We start from the raw sequence: 15,346 nt of genomic DNA, 5'->3' as shown, positions 1-15,346 counted from the left end.
GATAGTCAGCTACTGGGATCGCAGGGAGGGGCCGGGCGATGGACGAAGGCGCGGGCGCGGACGGATCGGCGGATCCCGGCACGGAGGCGGGGGCGGGATCCCGTGCCGGCGCCCCCTCCAGCCGGGCCTGGGCCTGGGCGGAGCCCTGCGCGGCCGGCGCCGCCGGGCCCGCCGAGGGCGGTGCGGGGGCGGGACCCACGGCGGACGCCGCCGACGCCGCCGACGGCCGGCCGGGGGCGGTGCCCGGGGCCGTGCCCGGGGTCGCAGCCGACGCCGGGGGCGTGGCCGGGGCGGACGGCGGCCGGGCCGGGGCAGGCTCCGGCGCGGCGGGTGACGGCGACGGCGACCCCCGGGGCGACCTGCGGTGGGGGAGCATCGCCGGGCTCGTACGGGATGCCGTGCGGCGGTTCGGCGGGCGGGAGGCCGTCGTCGACGGGCGGACGCGGCTCAGCTACGCGCAGCTCGGCGAGCGCGTCGACCGCGCCGCCGCCGCGTGCATGGCCGCCGGGGTCGAGCCGGGCGACCGGGTCGCCGTCTGGGCCCCCAACACCCTGGAGTGGATCGTCTCCGCCCTCGGCGCCGTCACCGCCGGCGCGGTGCTCGTCCCCCTCAACACCCGCTTCAAGGGCACGGAAGCCGCCTACGTCCTCCAGCGCAGCCGCGCCCGCCTGCTCTTCGTCACCGGTACCTTCCTCGGTACCTCCTACGTGGCCTCCCTGCGCCGCGCCGCCGCCGAAGGCACCGGCACCGGCCCCCTGCCCGGGCTGCCGCACCTCGAACAGGTCGTGGTCCTCGCCGACGACGCCCCCGAGGCCTTCCGCACCTGGAAGGACTTCCTCGCGGCCGGGGACACCGTCCCCGCCGGAGCCGTCCGGGCCCGCGCCGCCACCATCCGCCCCGACGCCCCCTCCGACATCATCTTCACCTCCGGCACCACCGGCAGCCCCAAGGGCGCCGTCATCACCCACGCCCAGTCCCTGCGCTGCTACGAGGTGTGGAGCGGGCTCGCCGGACTGCGCGAGGGCGACCGCTACCTCATCGTCAACCCCTTCTTCCACACCTTCGGCTACAAGGCCGGGATCATCGCCTGCCTGATGCGCGGCGCCACGATGGTCCCCCAGCCCGTCTTCAACGTGGACACCGTCCTCGCCAACATCGCCGCCGAGCGGATCTCCGTACTCCCCGGCCCGCCCACCCTCCACCAGTCCCTCCTGGACCACCCCCAGCGCGACCACCACGACCTGTCCGCCCTGCGCCTGGTCGTCACCGGCGCGGCCGTCGTCCCGCTCCAGCTCGTGGAACGGCTCCGCGCCGAACTGCGCATCGCCACCGTGCTCACCGCGTACGGGCTCTCCGAGGCCAGCGGCATCGTCACCATGTGCCGCCGGGGCGACCCGGCCGAAGTGGTGTCCGAGACGTCCGGGCGGGCCATCCCGGGCACCGAGGTACGGATCGCCGGCCCCGACGGGGCCGCGCTGCCGGCCGGCAGCGCCGGTGAGATCCGGGTACGGGGCCACCACGTCATGCGGGGCTACTTCGAGGACCCCGACGGGACCGCCGACGCCGTCACCCCCGACGGCTGGCTGCGCACCGGCGACGTCGGCGTCCTCGACGCGCGGGGCAACCTGCGGATCACCGACCGCATCAAGGACATGTTCATCGTCGGCGGCTTCAACGCCTACCCCGCCGAGATCGAGCAACTCCTCGGACTGCACCCGGACATCGCCGACGTGGCCGTCGTCGGCATCCCCGACGCCCGGCTCGGCGAGGTCGGCAAGGCGTACGCGGTCCGGCGGCCCGGCGCCACCCTCACCGCCGACGACCTGATCGCCTGGTCCCGCCGCGAGATGGCCAACTACAAGGTGCCCAGGGAGGTCGAGTTCGTCACCGCCCTGCCGCGCAACGCGAGCGGCAAGGTCCTGAAGACCGAACTCCGCTCCCGCACCCGCACCGGGACGGCCTAGGCGGCCCAAGCCGTCCCGGGGGCGGGCAGTGCGCGGGCCAGGGGGGTGAGGGCCGCGGCGAACAGGAGGGCGCCGAGCGGGATCAGGTCCAGGCTGACGGCCGGGGCCGCCGTCCCGAGCAGGACCAGCGCCGGACGCCAGGCGCCGATGCGGCGCTGGGCGGCGAGCTGGACGGTGAGCCACAGCAGGCCCACGTAGAACAGGAGCGGGCCGACGGTGTAGACGGCGGGCTGCACGCCGGGCTGGCTCTGGATCTGCTCGAAGAGCTGGTCCATGCCGGCCCGGTCGGTGGCGCGGAAGCCGACGACGAGGTCGATGACCGCCTGGGCGGTGACGGCCAGCACCCCGGCCAGCCCGGTCGCGGTCGCGGCCGCCGCACTGAGCCGGCCCCCGCCCGGCCCGCCCCCGGCGGCCACGGTGGCCATCCGGTACAGGCCCAGGAAGACGGCGCCGAACAACAGCACCGAGGCCGTCAGCGCCAGGTGCCCGGCGGTCCAGGCGGCGCCCGGGCCGTGGTCCGGGTCGGAGAGCCGGACCAGTCCGTAGGCGAGCATGCACAGGGGGGCCGCGAAGAAGGCGGTCCGGGTGAGGTTCGTGCCGCGGGCCCGCCCGCTTCGATTCGTCATGTACCGATCATGTTCGCCGCGCCGCCCGCCCGGCATCCGGCATCCCCCCGATCCCGACCCCAGGTCACCCCCACCCCACGACCCCGGGTCACCCCTGACACTCCCGGCCCCGGGGTGTCAGCAGCCCCCTCCCGCACCCGCGTTAGCCTGCACGGGTGAGCCCGAACCAGTCAGTTGTCCGATTCCGCCTGGGTGTACGGACCCGTGTGCGGGCCGTGGCCGCCGCCGTCGTCACCGTTGCCGCGGCGCTCGTCCTCGCGGCCGTCACCCTGCCCTCCGACGCACCGGACGGCCCGGACGGCCCCGGCGGGGGCTCCGCCCACAAGCGGGGGGCCGGCCTGACCGCCGCCGTCTCCGCGCCCTTCAACGCCTTCACCGAGGGCTACGACTGCTACCGCGTCCCCACCCTCACCACCACCCGCGACGGCACCCTGCTGGCCATCGCCGAGGCCCGCACCGCCAGTTGCAACGACATCGGCGACATCGACCTGGTCCTGAAGCGGTCCACCGACAACGGCCGCACCTGGGGCCCCATGCAGGTCGTCCGAGGCGCCGGCGACCCCGGCGCGTACGGCAACCCCGGCCCCGTCGTGGACGCCGCCTCCGGCCGGATCACCCTGCTCCACGCCTACAGCACCTGGACCGCCGGCCCCGACGGCCACCGCGTCCGCGGCCCCCGCGAACTGCGCCTGACCCACAGCACCGACGGCGGCGCCACCTGGACCACCGAACCCGCCCCGCAGCCCCACCTCAAGCCCGCCGGCCTTGCCTGGATCTCGGTCGGACCCGGCCACGGCATCCAGCTCACCCCGACCCGCCCCGACCGCCCCGGCCGGCTCGTCGTCAGCGCCGACTACCGCACCGAGTCCAACGAGTCCGGCGCCCAGCTCCTCTACAGCGACGACGGCGGCCTCACCTGGCAGGCCGGTGCCCGCTGGGGCGCCCCCGAGGGCACCCCGGCGCCCAGCGAACCCGCCCTCACCCAGCTCCCCGACGGCCGGATCTACGTCAACGCCCGCTCCACCGCCGCCTGCGGCACCTCCGACCACCGCCTCTCCGCCGTCGTCGCCGACGTCTCCGCGCCCGCCTTCCCCGCCCCCGGCTTCCTCCCCGTCCCCGAGCTCCCGGCCCCGCCCGCCTCCGGCTCGGTCCTCCAGCTGCCCGGCGGCCCCCTGCTGCTGTCGGTGCCCAGCCGCCCCGGCGCGGAGTCCGCCGACCGCTGGACGCTCGCCGTGCGCACCTCGCAGGACGGCGGCCGCACCTGGTCCAAGGACGGCGCCGTCGTCCTGCGCGAGCGCGCCGGGTACTCCGACATGGCCGTCCTGCCCGGCGGGCAGGTCGGCATGGTCTACGAGACCGCCAACGGAACCCCGCACGGCTACGTCAAGTTCACCGCCTTCAGCCCCGCCGAACTGCGCACCGCCGCCGAGGACCTCACCCCCCGCCGCACCAGCGACCTCACCCCGTACCGCGACCACGCCGTCGTCCACGGCGCCCCCCGGCTCGGCAACCGGCCCGGCGGCGGCAAAGCGATGCGCTTCGACGGCAAGGACGACTTCCTGCGCGTGATCGACTGCCCGGACGCGCTGCGCCTCGGCGACGGCGACTTCGCCGTCGCCACCTGGGTCAAGTACAAGACCCGCGGCCAGGACCGGGACAGCGGCCTGCGCCAGCCCCTGGTCTGGGGCTACGGCCAGGGACCGCAGGCCAAACAGTTCCGCATCGAGGCCGACCCGGAGACCGGCCGCCTCGAAGGCGCCGTCAACGCCGGCACCGGCCCGGCCTCCGTCACCAGCCCCACCCGCACCGACGACGACGCCTGGCACCACGTCGTCCTCCAGCGCCAGGGCGACCGCCTCCAGCTGTCCGTGGACGGCGGCAAGCCCGCCACCACCCGGCTCGCCCCGGACCAGCTGGACTTCCGCCCCACCGGCACCTTCACCGTCCACCTCGGCACGCAGCCCGACTACAAGGCCTTCTACGCGGGCGCCCTGGACGACGTACGGATCTACGCCCGCTCCCTCTCCGGCAACGACATGGCCCGCCTGCGCGACGGCAACGACCTCACCGACCAGGAACGGCTGCGCCTCACCTTCGAAAGGATCTGGTGACGACCGGCGGCTTCAAGCCACTTGACCGGATCGGCGGAACAGCTGAAGATCCGGAACGATGATGATCCTTTCCTGTCACGACGTGACCAAGAGATTCCGGCAGCACTCCGTCCTGGAAGGGGTCCAACTCGGGGTGGAAGCAGGCGAGATCGTCGGCCTCCTCGGACTCAACGGCGCGGGCAAGACCACCCTGATGCGGGTGATCACCGGCCTGTCCACCCCCGACTCCGGCGAAGTCCGGCTGTTCGGCGAGCCGTTGCCCATGCGCCCCCGCCAGCTCGACCGGCTCGGGGCCGCGCTCGACGCGCCCGCCTTCCACCGCTGGTCCACCGGACGCGCCATGCTGCGCACCCTCCTCGACACCGCCGGACTGCCCGACGGCGGGCGCATAGCCCGCAGTCTGGAGCGCGTCGGCCTGACCGGCGCCGCCGACCGGCGCCTCGGGACCTACTCGCAGGGCATGCGCCAGCGCCTCGCCATCGCCGCGGCCCTGCTCAAACAGCCCGACCTGCTGATCCTCGACGAACCCACCAACGGGCTCGACCCCGAAGGGCTGCGCATGGTGCGGCGGATCGTGGCCGAGGAGGCGCAGCGCGGGGCCGCCGTCCTCGTGTCCAGCCACCAGCTCGACGAGATCCAGCGGATCTGCCACCGCGTGATCATGCTCGCCCAGGGTCGGGTCGTCGCCTCCGGCACCCTCGACGCGCTCGGCTACGACCCCCGCGGCGGCCCGGACGCCTTCGAGGACTGGTTCTTCGGGCTCGTCGGGGACGGTGGCCGCCGGTGAACCGCCTCGTCCGCGCCGAGACCCGCAGGCTGCTGCGCCATCCGCTCGCCCTCACCCTCGCCGTGCTGTTCGCCCTCGGCTCCCTCTACTGCGCCTGGGTCAGCCAGAACGTGGCCTCCTCCAACATCACGACGGTGCGGGCCAACCTCGAATTCCTCCCCGAGTCCTGCGACTCCGTGCCGCAGAAGGCGAGATGCCTCGCCGACCTGCACCACACGGCCGCCGGACTGGAGCGGATCCAGGACCGGTTCATCGCCCAGGGCGAGCGGGCCGCGTACGCCCAGCACCCGGTCGGGGCCCTGCTGTGGACCGTACGGCTGCTGACGTCCGTCCCCGGGCTCGTGCTCCTCGTCCTGCTGGCGGCCTCCTCCGTCGCCGGTGAGTGGACCCGGGGCAGCATCGTCCCGCTGCTCCTCCACGAGTCCCGCCTCGGCCGGCTGCTCGCCGCCAAGGCCGTCGCCCTGTGGCTGTGGAGCCTGGTCCTGCTCGCCGCCTCCTCCGTACTGACCGCCGCGTTCGGGGTGCTGTACGGGCGCGGCGCCCACCCGCTGCCCTCGCCCGGCGGCCTCGGCGCCGTCCTCGCCGACACCGGGCGCGGGGTCCTCGCGGGAGCCGCCGTACTGGCCGGGGCGGCGGCGGTCGCGGTCGTGCTGGCCGGGCTGCTGCGGCGGCCGATGCGCGTCGTCCTCGCCGGGATGCTGCTGCTGGTCCTCGTCGTCCGCACCTCCGGTCTCCCCGGGCTGGGCGCCTGGCTCCCCGGGGGCGCGCTGGCCGACCTCGTCGGCTTCGGCGCGGTGGACGGGGTGTGGGACCACTTCTGGATCTCCACCGACCCCTCCGCCGTGCCCGCCGCGCTGCGCGTCCTGCCGACCCTCGGGTTCATCGGCCTGCTCTGGCTCGGGATGGCCCGCCTCGACCGGACCCGGGACCGCGCCTGATGGCCGGCACCCGGAGGCGGACCGGCCGCGCCGACACCGGCCGCTCCGACGCCCGCCGCTCCGACACCGGCCGCTCCGACGCCCGCCGCTCCGACGCCCGCCGCGCCGACGGCGGCCGTGGCCGGTCAGCCCGGCGTACGGCTGCCCGTCGGGAGGGGGCCGCCTGGGTGGGGGAGTTGCGGGCCCTGTGGACGCTCCCCGTGTGGGCGGCGGCCGCCGCCGCGAGCGCCCTCACCCTCGGGCTCGTCGCCCGCCTGTGGATCGCCGGAGCCCCGTACGGGGCCGTCGACCCCTCCGTCGCGGCGCTCACCTCGCTCCCGGCCGCGCTACGGGCCGCCGCCTGGCAGTCCGCGACCCTGCTGGGGCTGCTCCTCACCGCGGTGGTCGTCGCGACCGGCCCCGGCCAGAGCCTGGAGAGCGGAACCTGGAGCGCCCTGCGGCTGTTCGAGAACCGGGTCGGGGTGCTGTGGGCGCGCAAGACGGCGGCCGTGCTCACGCTCGGGTTCGCCGCGCAGCTCGCCACCGGCCTGCTGCTGTGGCTGGGCACCTCGGCGCTCGCCCGGCTGTGGCCCGTACGGCCTCCCACCCCGCGCCCGGGCTTCGGCGGCGCCGCCCCGGCCCTGCCGCCGGATCCGCTGCCCGTGGAGTCCGCGACCTGGGGCCAGGCCCTCGGCGCGCTCGCCGCGGCCCTCCTCGTCCAGTTCCTCTACGTCTCCCTCGCCGGGTGCGCGGCCGCCCTGCTGCGCAGCGTCGTCGGGACCCTCGCGCTCGGCGCCGGACCGCTGCTGGTGACCGCGCCGCTCGTGATGCTCCCGGTGGCGCCGTACCTGCCGCACCGCTGGATCGCCGAGCTGCTGGGCCTGCCCTCCGAGGCCCAGTACCAGCTGTACCTGTGGAACCAGGCCCCGCCCGACGCCTCGCCCCTGACCGCGGGCCTCGCCCTCGCCGCGGCCGCCGTCCTCGCCGCCGTGGCGGCCCGGGCGGCGCTGCGGTCGGAGCGGGCGCTGCGGCCCGTCGACTGACCCCGCCGGGCGGGGTCAGGCCGCCTTGCGGGCCAGGAGCAGCCGCCACTGGGGGGTGCCGTCCGGGCGGTGCCCGAAGGGGGTCAGCGGGGTCGTCTCCACCGTGAAGCCCGCCGCGCGGAGGTCCGCGGTGACCGGCCCGAAGGGGAAGGTGCGGTAGTACATGACGAACGGCGGCCGCCAGACGGCGTTGCGCACCCGCATCGCCGCGTCGAAGCCGGCCACCGCCCACCACACGGGCGAGGACAGCGGGAGCGGGGCGCCGACGGGGAACGCGAAGACCCCGCCGGGCCGCAGGGCGCGGTGCACGCCGGAGAACAGGGCGGGCCGCTCGGCCGGGAGGAAGTGCCCGAAGGCCCCGAAGCTCACCGCCAGGTCGTAGGTGCCGTCGAGCGCGTGCGGCAGGGCCAGCGCGTCGGCCCGTACGAGGTCCACCCCCTCGGGGTGCGCCCGCTCGGCCTCGGCCAGCATGCCCGCGCTGAGGTCGACCCCGGTGACCCTCTCCCGGCACAGCCTGCGCAGCATCGGCAGGGCCGCGCCCGTACCGCAGCACAGGTCCAGGCCCGAGCCGAAGGAGCCCTCCCGCTGGGCGAGGGCCTCCTCGACGGCGTCGAGCATCCGGTCGGGGGTGCGGAAGGGCGTCTGGTCGAACTTGGGCGCGAGGAGGTCGTAGCCGCGCTCCACGGAGGAGAGCGCCTGGACGGCGAGTTCGCGCAGGCCGGGTCCCTGTGAGGTGAACACCCGCCCAGCCTAATGACCGGGGGAGCGGGGAGGGGGAAGGACTTTCGACTGTCCTGGACGGGTGGGTCTGGTGTCGTACAGTAGGAAAAGTCCATTTTGCCAATCTTTGGGGTTTCTGTGGTGACCGCCATACCCGGCCCCGTCACGCCCGTCACGCCCGGCCCGGCAGGCCCGCCCGGCCCGGGACCGGCCTCCGGCAGCGCCCTGGAGAAGACCCTGCGCGTCTTGGAGGTGCTCGCCGCCCCCGGCGGGCCGCACCGGCTCGCCGACGTGGCGGCCGCCTGCCGGGTCCCCAAGTCCAGCACCTACCGGGTCCTGGTCTCCCTCGTCGGGCAGGGCTACGCCGTCACCGACGGCGAGGGCCGCTACGGCATCGGCCTGCGGCTGCGCCTGCTCGCCGCCGGGGTCGGCGCCGAGCACGGCGAGGGCATCGTGGAACTGCTGGAGTTCCTCCACAAGTGCACCGGCCACACCGTCCACCTGGCCCTGCGCGACGGCCCCGCCCTCATCTGCGTCCGGAAGACCGACGGCGGCCGCCCCTTCCGGACGGCCTCCCGCGTCGGCACCCGGCTGCCGCTGCACGCGACCGCCGTCGGCAAGGCGGTGCTCGCGCACCTGCCGCCCTCGGAGGCCGAAGAGGCCGTGCGGACCGCCGGACTGCCCGCGCTGACCGCCCGCACCCTCACCGACCGCGAGCGGCTCGGCGCCGAACTGGCGGGGATCCGCGAGCGCGGCCACGCCGTGGACGAGGAGGAGTGCGAGGTGTCGGTCCGCTGCGTCGGCGTGCCCGTCTTCGACCGGGCCGGGAGCGCCGTGGGCGGGATCAGCCTGACCGCGACGACCGTCCACACCGTGCGCGGGGAGCTGGAACGCTTCACCCCGGCGCTGACGCAGGCCGCGCGCGGAGTGGAACGCCTCCTCCAGCTGGGCTGAGCCGGCCCGCCCGGCCCCGGGCATGGGCGTGCGGCGGCCGCGGTGGTCCCCCTCCTGGCCACCGCGGCCGCCGTTCCCCCGTGCTGTTCCCCCGTCGTGCGTGGTGCGTCGTGCTGCGCACGCTCCGCGGGCGGTTCCCCCGTACGTCCCCCGTACGTCCGCCCGCGGATCCCCCGTGCGTCGTGCTCCGTACGTCCCGCGGGCGGATTCCCCCGTACGTTCCCCCGTACGTCCGCTCGCGGGCCCCCCGTACGTTTCCCCCGTACGTCCCCCGTACGTCGTGCAGTCGCCGCTCGGGCTACGGGCGCGGACCGGACGCGTGGTTGTCCAGCGTCTCGATCTCCTCGCCCGAGGCGTGGTTGTCGAGCGGGGTCTCACCGGGTGCGACCGGCGGGACCGTCGGGTCGAGAGGCTTGATCTCGATGCCCGAGGCGTGGTTGTCGAGCGGTCTGATGTCGCCGTCGAGCGGCAGGCTGTTCTCGTTCGTCGTCATCGGATCTCCTGATGGGTGGTAGGGCCCGTTCGGCGATTCCCCCGCGGACCGCCGAACGGGTAGTCCTCAGCCGACCCGGGTGCCCCCCGACGCGCCGGGTCGATGCACTCAAGAATGCCGCGCGGCGATAAACGAACGATGAACGTGTCGTCCATCGGGCGGAGCCGCAGCTCACAGCAGCGGCCCGCAGCCGCTCAGGCCGCCAGCTCGGACGCCAACAGCGCCTGCACCTCGGTCAGTTCCGACGACCCCAGCTGGCTGAAGACCGTCTCCGCGTCCCGCCAGCAGGCCCGCGCCCGGTCCGGCTGGCCGAGCCGCCGCAGCGCCTTGCCCAGCACCGTCAGCACCGTCGCCCGGCGCCACTCCCCGCCGATCCCGCGCAGCGCGATGGCCTGCTCGGCGTGCTTGGCGGCCAGCGTGGGCCGCCGGGCCGCCAGGTGCGCCTCCGCCAGCCGGAAGTGCGTCACGCCCTCCCACAGGGGCTGGCGGTTGTCGTGGAACAGCGACAGCGCCTCGCCGAGCTGGGCGAGGGCCTCCCCGAGTCGGCCGGCCTGGGTGAGGGCGATGCCCAGCGCGTAGCGGCCGTTGGCCAGGCGCAGGGTCAGGCCCATCCGGTCGTAGACGGCGATGCCCTGCTGGGCGAGGTCGATGGCGCTGGTGAGGCGGCCCAGCGCGACGTGGATCCGGGACAGGTTGCACAGGGCGCTGGCCTCGCCGATGTGGTTGCCGTCGGCCCGGAAGTTCTCGATGGCCTCCAGCAGGTAGCGCTCCCCGTCCTCGTACCGGTTCTGGTAGAGGGCGATGATCCCGCGGTCGTTGGGCGCCCAGCAGCTGGGCAGCGGGTCGCCGGCCTCGCGGGCCAGGTCCATGGCCTGGCGGGCCTCGTCGTCGGCCTCGGCGAAGCGCCCCGCGAAGAGGTGGACCATGGTGAGGGTGGTGCGGGTACGGCCCTCCGCGCGGGGGTCCCGCGCGGCCCGGGCGGCCTCCAGCAGGGTCACGGCGGCCGACTCGTACTGCTTGGAGTTGGCCCCGGACTCGGCGAGGTCCTTGGCCGCCCACAGCAGGTCCACGGCCCGGCGCAGCGCCCCCGGCCGCCCGGCGGACTGCCGTACGCAGGCCAGCAGCGGGTCGGCCTCGGCGAACAGCCAGTCCAGGGCGGCGCGGGGTTCGGTGAGGACGAGGCCGGGGTGGCGGGTGGCCGACAGGTGGGCCGGGAGGCGGTCGCCGGGGCGTTCCAGGGCGTACACCCCGGAGGCGGTGGCGAGGTAGAAGTCCAGGAGCCGGTCGAGGGCGGCTTCGCGGCCGCCGGGCGGCTGCTCGTCGCGTTCGGCGCACGCACGCGCGTAGAGGCGTACGAGGTCGTGGAAGCGGTAGCGGCCGGGCGCGGCCGATTCCAGCAGGGAGCAGTCGACTAAGGCTTCGAGGAGGTCCTCGGTGTCGTGCTCGGGCAGGTCGAGGACGGCGGCCGCGGCGGCCAGGGACACGTCGGGCCCGTCGGCGAGTCCGAGGAGGCGGAAGGCGCGCTGCTGGGCGGGCTCCAGTTGCCCGTAGCCGAGCTCGAAGGTGGCTTTGACGGCGAGGTCGCCCGCCTGGAGCTCGTCGAGGCGGCGGCGTTCGTCGGCGAGCTTCGCGGCGAGGACGGACACGGTCCAGGTGCGGCGCGCCGCGAGCCGGGAGGCGGCGATGCGGATGGCGAGCGGCAGGAACCCGCAGGCGCCGACGACGTCGAGGGCGGCCTGGCGTTCGGCGCCGACCCGCTCGGCGCCCACGATGCGGGTGAACAGCTGCAAGGCCTCATCGGGGCTCATCACGTCGAGGTCGACGAGATGGGCCCCGGCGAGGCCCGACATCCTCACCCGGCTGGTGACGAGGGCGGCGCAGCCGGCGGTGCCGGGGAGCAGCGGGCGGACCTGCGCGGCGTCGCGGGCGTTGTCGAGCAGGACCAGGACGCGGCGGCCGTCGAGGACGGAGCGGTAGAGGGCGGCGCGGTCGGCGGCGGAGTCGGGGATGGCGCTGTCGGGGGTGCCGAGCGCGCGCAGGAACGAGCCGAGGACGGCCTCGGGCTGCGCGGGCCGGGGTTCGGTGCCCTGGAGGTCGACGTAGAGCTGGCCGTCGGGGAAGTGCGGGCGGGCGGCGTGCGCGACGTGCACGGCGAGGGTGGTCTTGCCGACGCCGCCGATGCCCGCGAGCGCGGACACGGCCATGACCTGGCCCTCAGCGCCCGCGAGGATCTCCCCGAGCTCGCTGACGAAGGGGGCGCGGCCGGTGAAGTCCGGGACGGTGGCGGGCAATTGGGCGGGCCTCACGAGGACGGGAGCGGCCGCGGTGACGGGGTCCTCGGCGCGGGCCAGTTCGGCGTCCGCGTTCAGGATCCGCTGCTGGAGGGCGGACAGCTCGGGACGGGGATCGACGCCCAGTTCCTCGGCGAGGAGGCGGCGGGTGTCGGCGTACACGGCGAGGGCCTCGGCCTGGCGTCCGCTGCGGTAGAGGGCGAGCATCAGCAGCTCGCGCAGGCGCTCCCGCAGGGGGTGGGCGGCGGTGAGGGCGGTGAGTTCGGAGACGGCCTCGGCGTGGTGGCCGACCTCCAGGTCCAGGTCGAGGCGGGTCTCCAGGAGCTGGAGGCGCCATTCGGCGAGGCGGGTGCGTTCGGTGTCGGCGTGCGGGCCGGGGACCCCGGCGAGGGGTTCGCCGTCCCACAGGTCCAGGGCGCGGGCGAGGAGGGTCCGGGCGAGGGCGCGGTCGCCCGCGGTGCGGGCCTGCTCGGCGTCGGCGGCGAGGCTGCGGGCGATCCCGAGGTCCAGGGCCTCCTGGTGGCGCAGCCGGATCGCGTAGCCGCCGGCGTCGGTGACGAGCAGGCCGGGGTCGAGGACCTTGCGCAGGCGGGAGGCGTAGGTGCGGATGGTGGCGAGGGCCTGCTGCGGCGGGTCCTCGCCCCAGATCGCGTCGATCAGTTCGGGCGCGGTGGCGGTGCGGCCGTCGCGGAGCAGGAGGACGGCGAGCAGGGCGCGCTGCTGGGGGCTCCCGGACGGCAGGGCCTCCCCGCCGCGCCAGGCCCGGACGGGGCCGAGGACGGCGAACCGGTTGTCGGTGGGGGCGGGTTCGGCGGGCGCGGGCGCGGGGGCGAGCGTGGGCGTGGCCGTGGGTTCGGCGGGCGCGGCCGGCGGGGCGGCTCCGCGTACGGGGGGTGGCGGCGGGGACGGCGGCGCCTGGGAGCCGTGGGGCACTTCCGCGGCCTCGGCGGCCTCCGCCGCGGGTGCTTCGGGTGCTTCGGGCGCTTCGGGCGCGTGTGGCGCGTCGGGCGCGCCGGTGTTCTTCCGGGACCGGGCCGCCTCGGGGTGGTTCCGCTGGTGCGGAATGGCCGGCATGCCGTCCATCTGCGTCCCCCCTGCCTTCCGTCGGTTTAAGGGTCAGTCTGCCCTGTGTTGCACGTACACGTCAGCCCGCAGCGGAGTGACCGCCTCCTGACGGCGGGCCGACTGCTGTCCAAGTAGCTGACGGTTCGTCAGATCAGCGCTACGGTGGAGAACATGGAGACCTTCCCGAAGATCATCTCGGTGGACGACCACACGGTTGAGCCCCCCCACGTCTGGCGGGACCGGCTCCCGTCCAGGTACCGCGACACCGGCCCCCGGATCGTCCGCGCCCCCCTGAAGGAAATGACCTTCCTCGGCGGGAAGTTCGCCCCCGTCATGGGGGCCAAGGGCGACGACGGACCGATCGGCGACTGGTGGGTGTACGAGGACCTGCACCGGCCGCTCACCCGCCTCGACACCGCGGTGGGGTACGACCGCGACGAGATCAAACTGGAAGTCATCACCTACGAGCAGATGCGCCCGGGGTCCTTCTCGGTTCCCGAGCGCCTCGCGGACATGGACGTCAACCACGTCCAGTCGGCGCTCTGCTTCCCGACCTTCCCCCGCTTCTGCGGCCAGACCTTCACCGAGGCCAAGGACCGCGAGCTGGGGCTGCTGGGCGTACGGGCCTACAACGACTGGATGGTGGAGGAGTGGTGCGGCCCCGACGCCCGCGGCCGCCTCATCCCCCTCACCCTCGTCCCGCTCTGGGACGCCCGCCTGGCCGCCGCCGAGGTCCGCCGCAACGCCGCGCGCGGGGTCCGCGCCGTCGCGTTCTCCGAGATACCCCCGCACCTGGGGCTCCCGTCCATCCACACGGACGACTGGGACCCCTTCCTCCAGGCGTGCGACGAGACCGGCACGGTCATCGCCATGCACATCGGCTCCTCCTCGCGCATGCCGTCCACCTCGGCGGACGCCCCGCCGGCCGTCGGCTCCACCATCACCTTCGCCAACTGCTGCTTCTCGATGGTGGACTGGCTGATGAGCGGCAAGTTCGAGCGCTTCCCCAACCTGAAGATCATGTACGCCGAGGGCCAGATCGGCTGGATCCCCTACATCCTGGAGCGTGCGAACGTCGTCTGGGAGGAGAACCGCGGCTGGGGCGGCGTCGCCGACAAGGTGCTGCGCCCGCCGTCCGAGCTCTTCGCGGAACACGTCTTCGGCTGCTTCTTCGACGACGCCTTCGGCCTGAAGAACCTGGACTCGATCGGCGTGGGCAACGTCCTCTACGAGACGGACTACCCGCACTCCGACTCCACCTGGCCGAAGTCCCGCGAGGTCGGCGAGGCCCAGATGGGCCACCTGGCCCCGGACGTGGTGGACCGCATCGTCCGCGGCAACGCGATAGACCTGCTGGGACTGACACCGGAGGGGCTCTGGCCGGGGGCGTAGGGGGGAAGGCGGGGCGCGGGCGGGCGCACCGGTGCCGATTGCGCCACGCCCGGGCCCTGGGAACCGGCCAGGCGGCGTCTCCCCTTGCACCCCGGGCGGCCGTCGGGGCATGCTTCGCCAGGGCAAAGCGGGGAGGGATCGTGGCGGTGGACAAGCGGACCGTGGTGACGGCGGTGCTGTGTGCGGCGGCGGCGTTGGGTGCGTCCGCGGTGGTGGCCGAGCTGGCCCCGCCGCCCGAAGGGGCTGCCCCCGCGCAGGCCAAGGCGGCTCCGTCGGCGGGCAAGCAGGGCACCCCGTCGCGATCGCAAGCACCCAAGGCTCAGCTCTCGACCCCCCAGCCCGCCCCCGCGACCCCCAAGCCCGGCGGCCCCGCCGCCTTCACCGGGGCCCTGTTCACGGGCGGCCTGGACGGCGACCACTTCTGCACCGCGACGGTCGTGCGCAGCCCCGGCAAGAACCTGATCGTCACCGCCGGGCACTGCCTGCTGGAGGGCAAGCAGTCACGTGACGGCGGCGCCGTCTTCGCACCCGCGTACGCCAACGGCTTCGCCCCGTACGGCACGTGGAAGATCGAGCAGGTCTACGAGGACGAGCGCTGGGCCGAGGGCACCGACGACGACTACGACCTCGCCTTCGCCCGCCTCGCCCCCGACGACAAGGGCCGCAACATAGAGGACGTCACCGGGGCGGCCGCCCTGGACACCTCCGGCCGTGCGGGCGAGGAGGTCACGGTGACGGGCTACCCCGCCGACCGCAAGGTCCCCCGCACCTGCACGTCCGTCACGGTCCGGCTGAGCCCGACCGAGCAGCGCTTCGACTGCGACGACTTCCCGGGCGGCACCAGCGGCAGCGCCTGGATCGGCCGCGACGGAAAGATCATCGGCATCCTGACCGGCGGCGACACCGACGACGTCTCCACGAGCACGGTCCTCGGCGACTACGCAGCCCAGCTCTACGCGAAGGCCGCCGCGGGCCGCTGACCC

General features: G+C 75.1%; 12 protein-coding genes. 8 read left to right on the top strand and 4 right to left on the bottom strand.

Translation table 11 applies throughout. The features are described from left to right. Window positions 1–38: 38 nt before the first annotated feature. Window positions 39–1,964, top strand: a complete 1,926-nt coding sequence (locus tag OOK31_RS32500; protein WP_267090986.1) for a FadD3 family acyl-CoA ligase — start codon at window positions 39–41, stop codon at window positions 1,962–1,964. Here the strand turns inward: OOK31_RS32500 and OOK31_RS32495 are convergent. Beyond that, entirely contained in the window at window positions 1,961–2,590 is a 630-nt protein-coding gene (locus OOK31_RS32495) for a hypothetical protein (protein WP_267090985.1), read from the bottom strand. The two genes, OOK31_RS32500 and OOK31_RS32495, sit on opposite strands and share 4 nt — an antisense overlap. Window positions 2,591–2,745: 155 nt before the next feature. Here OOK31_RS32495 and OOK31_RS32490 point away from each other — a divergent pair, with 155 nt between their 5' ends. From OOK31_RS32490 to OOK31_RS32475, 4 genes are all read left to right on the top strand, one after another. Beyond that, window positions 2,746–4,701, top strand: coding sequence for a sialidase family protein (locus tag OOK31_RS32490; RefSeq protein WP_267090984.1), 1,956 nt, complete (start codon window positions 2,746–2,748; stop codon window positions 4,699–4,701). An 82-nt stretch (window positions 4,702–4,783) separates the two neighbouring features. Continuing rightward, entirely contained in the window at window positions 4,784–5,488 is a 705-nt protein-coding gene (locus tag OOK31_RS32485; protein ID WP_267090983.1) for an ABC transporter ATP-binding protein, read from the top strand. Next, window positions 5,485–6,426 carry an ABC transporter permease subunit gene (locus OOK31_RS32480; RefSeq protein ID WP_267090982.1) on the top strand — a complete coding sequence of 314 codons (942 nt, stop codon included), beginning with the start codon at window positions 5,485–5,487 and terminating at the stop codon, window positions 6,424–6,426. The genes OOK31_RS32485 and OOK31_RS32480 overlap by 4 nt, the downstream gene beginning before the upstream one ends. Continuing rightward, window positions 6,426–7,448: a hypothetical protein gene (locus OOK31_RS32475; protein ID WP_267090981.1), complete on the top strand. Its 1,023-nt coding sequence runs from the start codon at window positions 6,426–6,428 to the stop codon at window positions 7,446–7,448. The genes OOK31_RS32480 and OOK31_RS32475 overlap by 1 nt, the downstream gene beginning before the upstream one ends. A 15-nt stretch (window positions 7,449–7,463) precedes the next feature. On the opposite strand, the gene OOK31_RS32470 is transcribed toward OOK31_RS32475, so the two are convergent. Then, entirely contained in the window at window positions 7,464–8,189 is a 726-nt protein-coding gene (locus OOK31_RS32470; RefSeq protein WP_267090980.1) for a class I SAM-dependent methyltransferase, read from the bottom strand. Between the two features lie 120 nt (window positions 8,190–8,309). On the opposite strand from OOK31_RS32470, the gene OOK31_RS32465 reads away from it, so the two are divergent. Beyond that, entirely contained in the window at window positions 8,310–9,122 is an 813-nt protein-coding gene (locus OOK31_RS32465) for an IclR family transcriptional regulator (RefSeq protein ID WP_267090979.1), read from the top strand. Window positions 9,123–9,420: 298 nt separating this feature from the next. Here the strand turns inward: OOK31_RS32465 and OOK31_RS32460 are convergent, their stop codons facing one another. Together OOK31_RS32460 and OOK31_RS32455 are read right to left on the bottom strand one after the other, a co-directional pair. Continuing rightward, the gene (locus OOK31_RS32460; protein ID WP_267090978.1) at window positions 9,421–9,615 is read right to left on the bottom strand and encodes a sigma-like protein; all 195 of its coding nucleotides are present in this window, start codon (window positions 9,613–9,615) and stop codon (window positions 9,421–9,423) included. A gap of 194 nt (window positions 9,616–9,809) precedes the next feature. Then, the gene (locus OOK31_RS32455; RefSeq protein ID WP_267090977.1) at window positions 9,810–12,989 is read right to left on the bottom strand and encodes a BTAD domain-containing putative transcriptional regulator; all 3,180 of its coding nucleotides are present in this window, start codon (window positions 12,987–12,989) and stop codon (window positions 9,810–9,812) included. 153 nt (window positions 12,990–13,142) lie between these two features. On the opposite strand from OOK31_RS32455, the gene OOK31_RS32450 reads away from it, so the two are divergent. Together OOK31_RS32450 and OOK31_RS32445 are read left to right on the top strand one after the other, a co-directional pair. After that, on the top strand, window positions 13,143–14,363 hold the full coding sequence (locus OOK31_RS32450) for an amidohydrolase family protein (RefSeq protein WP_267090976.1): 1,221 nt from the start codon (window positions 13,143–13,145) through the stop codon (window positions 14,361–14,363). A gap of 146 nt (window positions 14,364–14,509) precedes the next feature. Continuing rightward, a complete protein-coding gene (locus OOK31_RS32445) occupies window positions 14,510–15,343 on the top strand; it encodes a serine protease (RefSeq protein ID WP_267090975.1) in 834 nt (277 codons plus the stop codon). The last annotated feature ends 3 nt before the right edge of the window (window positions 15,344–15,346 follow it).

The organism is Streptomyces sp. NBC_00249 (assembly GCF_026342355.1).
Classification (GTDB): domain Bacteria; phylum Actinomycetota; class Actinomycetes; order Streptomycetales; family Streptomycetaceae; genus Streptomyces.
Note: the sequence above shows the minus strand (reverse complement) of the source record. Positions and strands in the feature narration are given on the sequence as shown.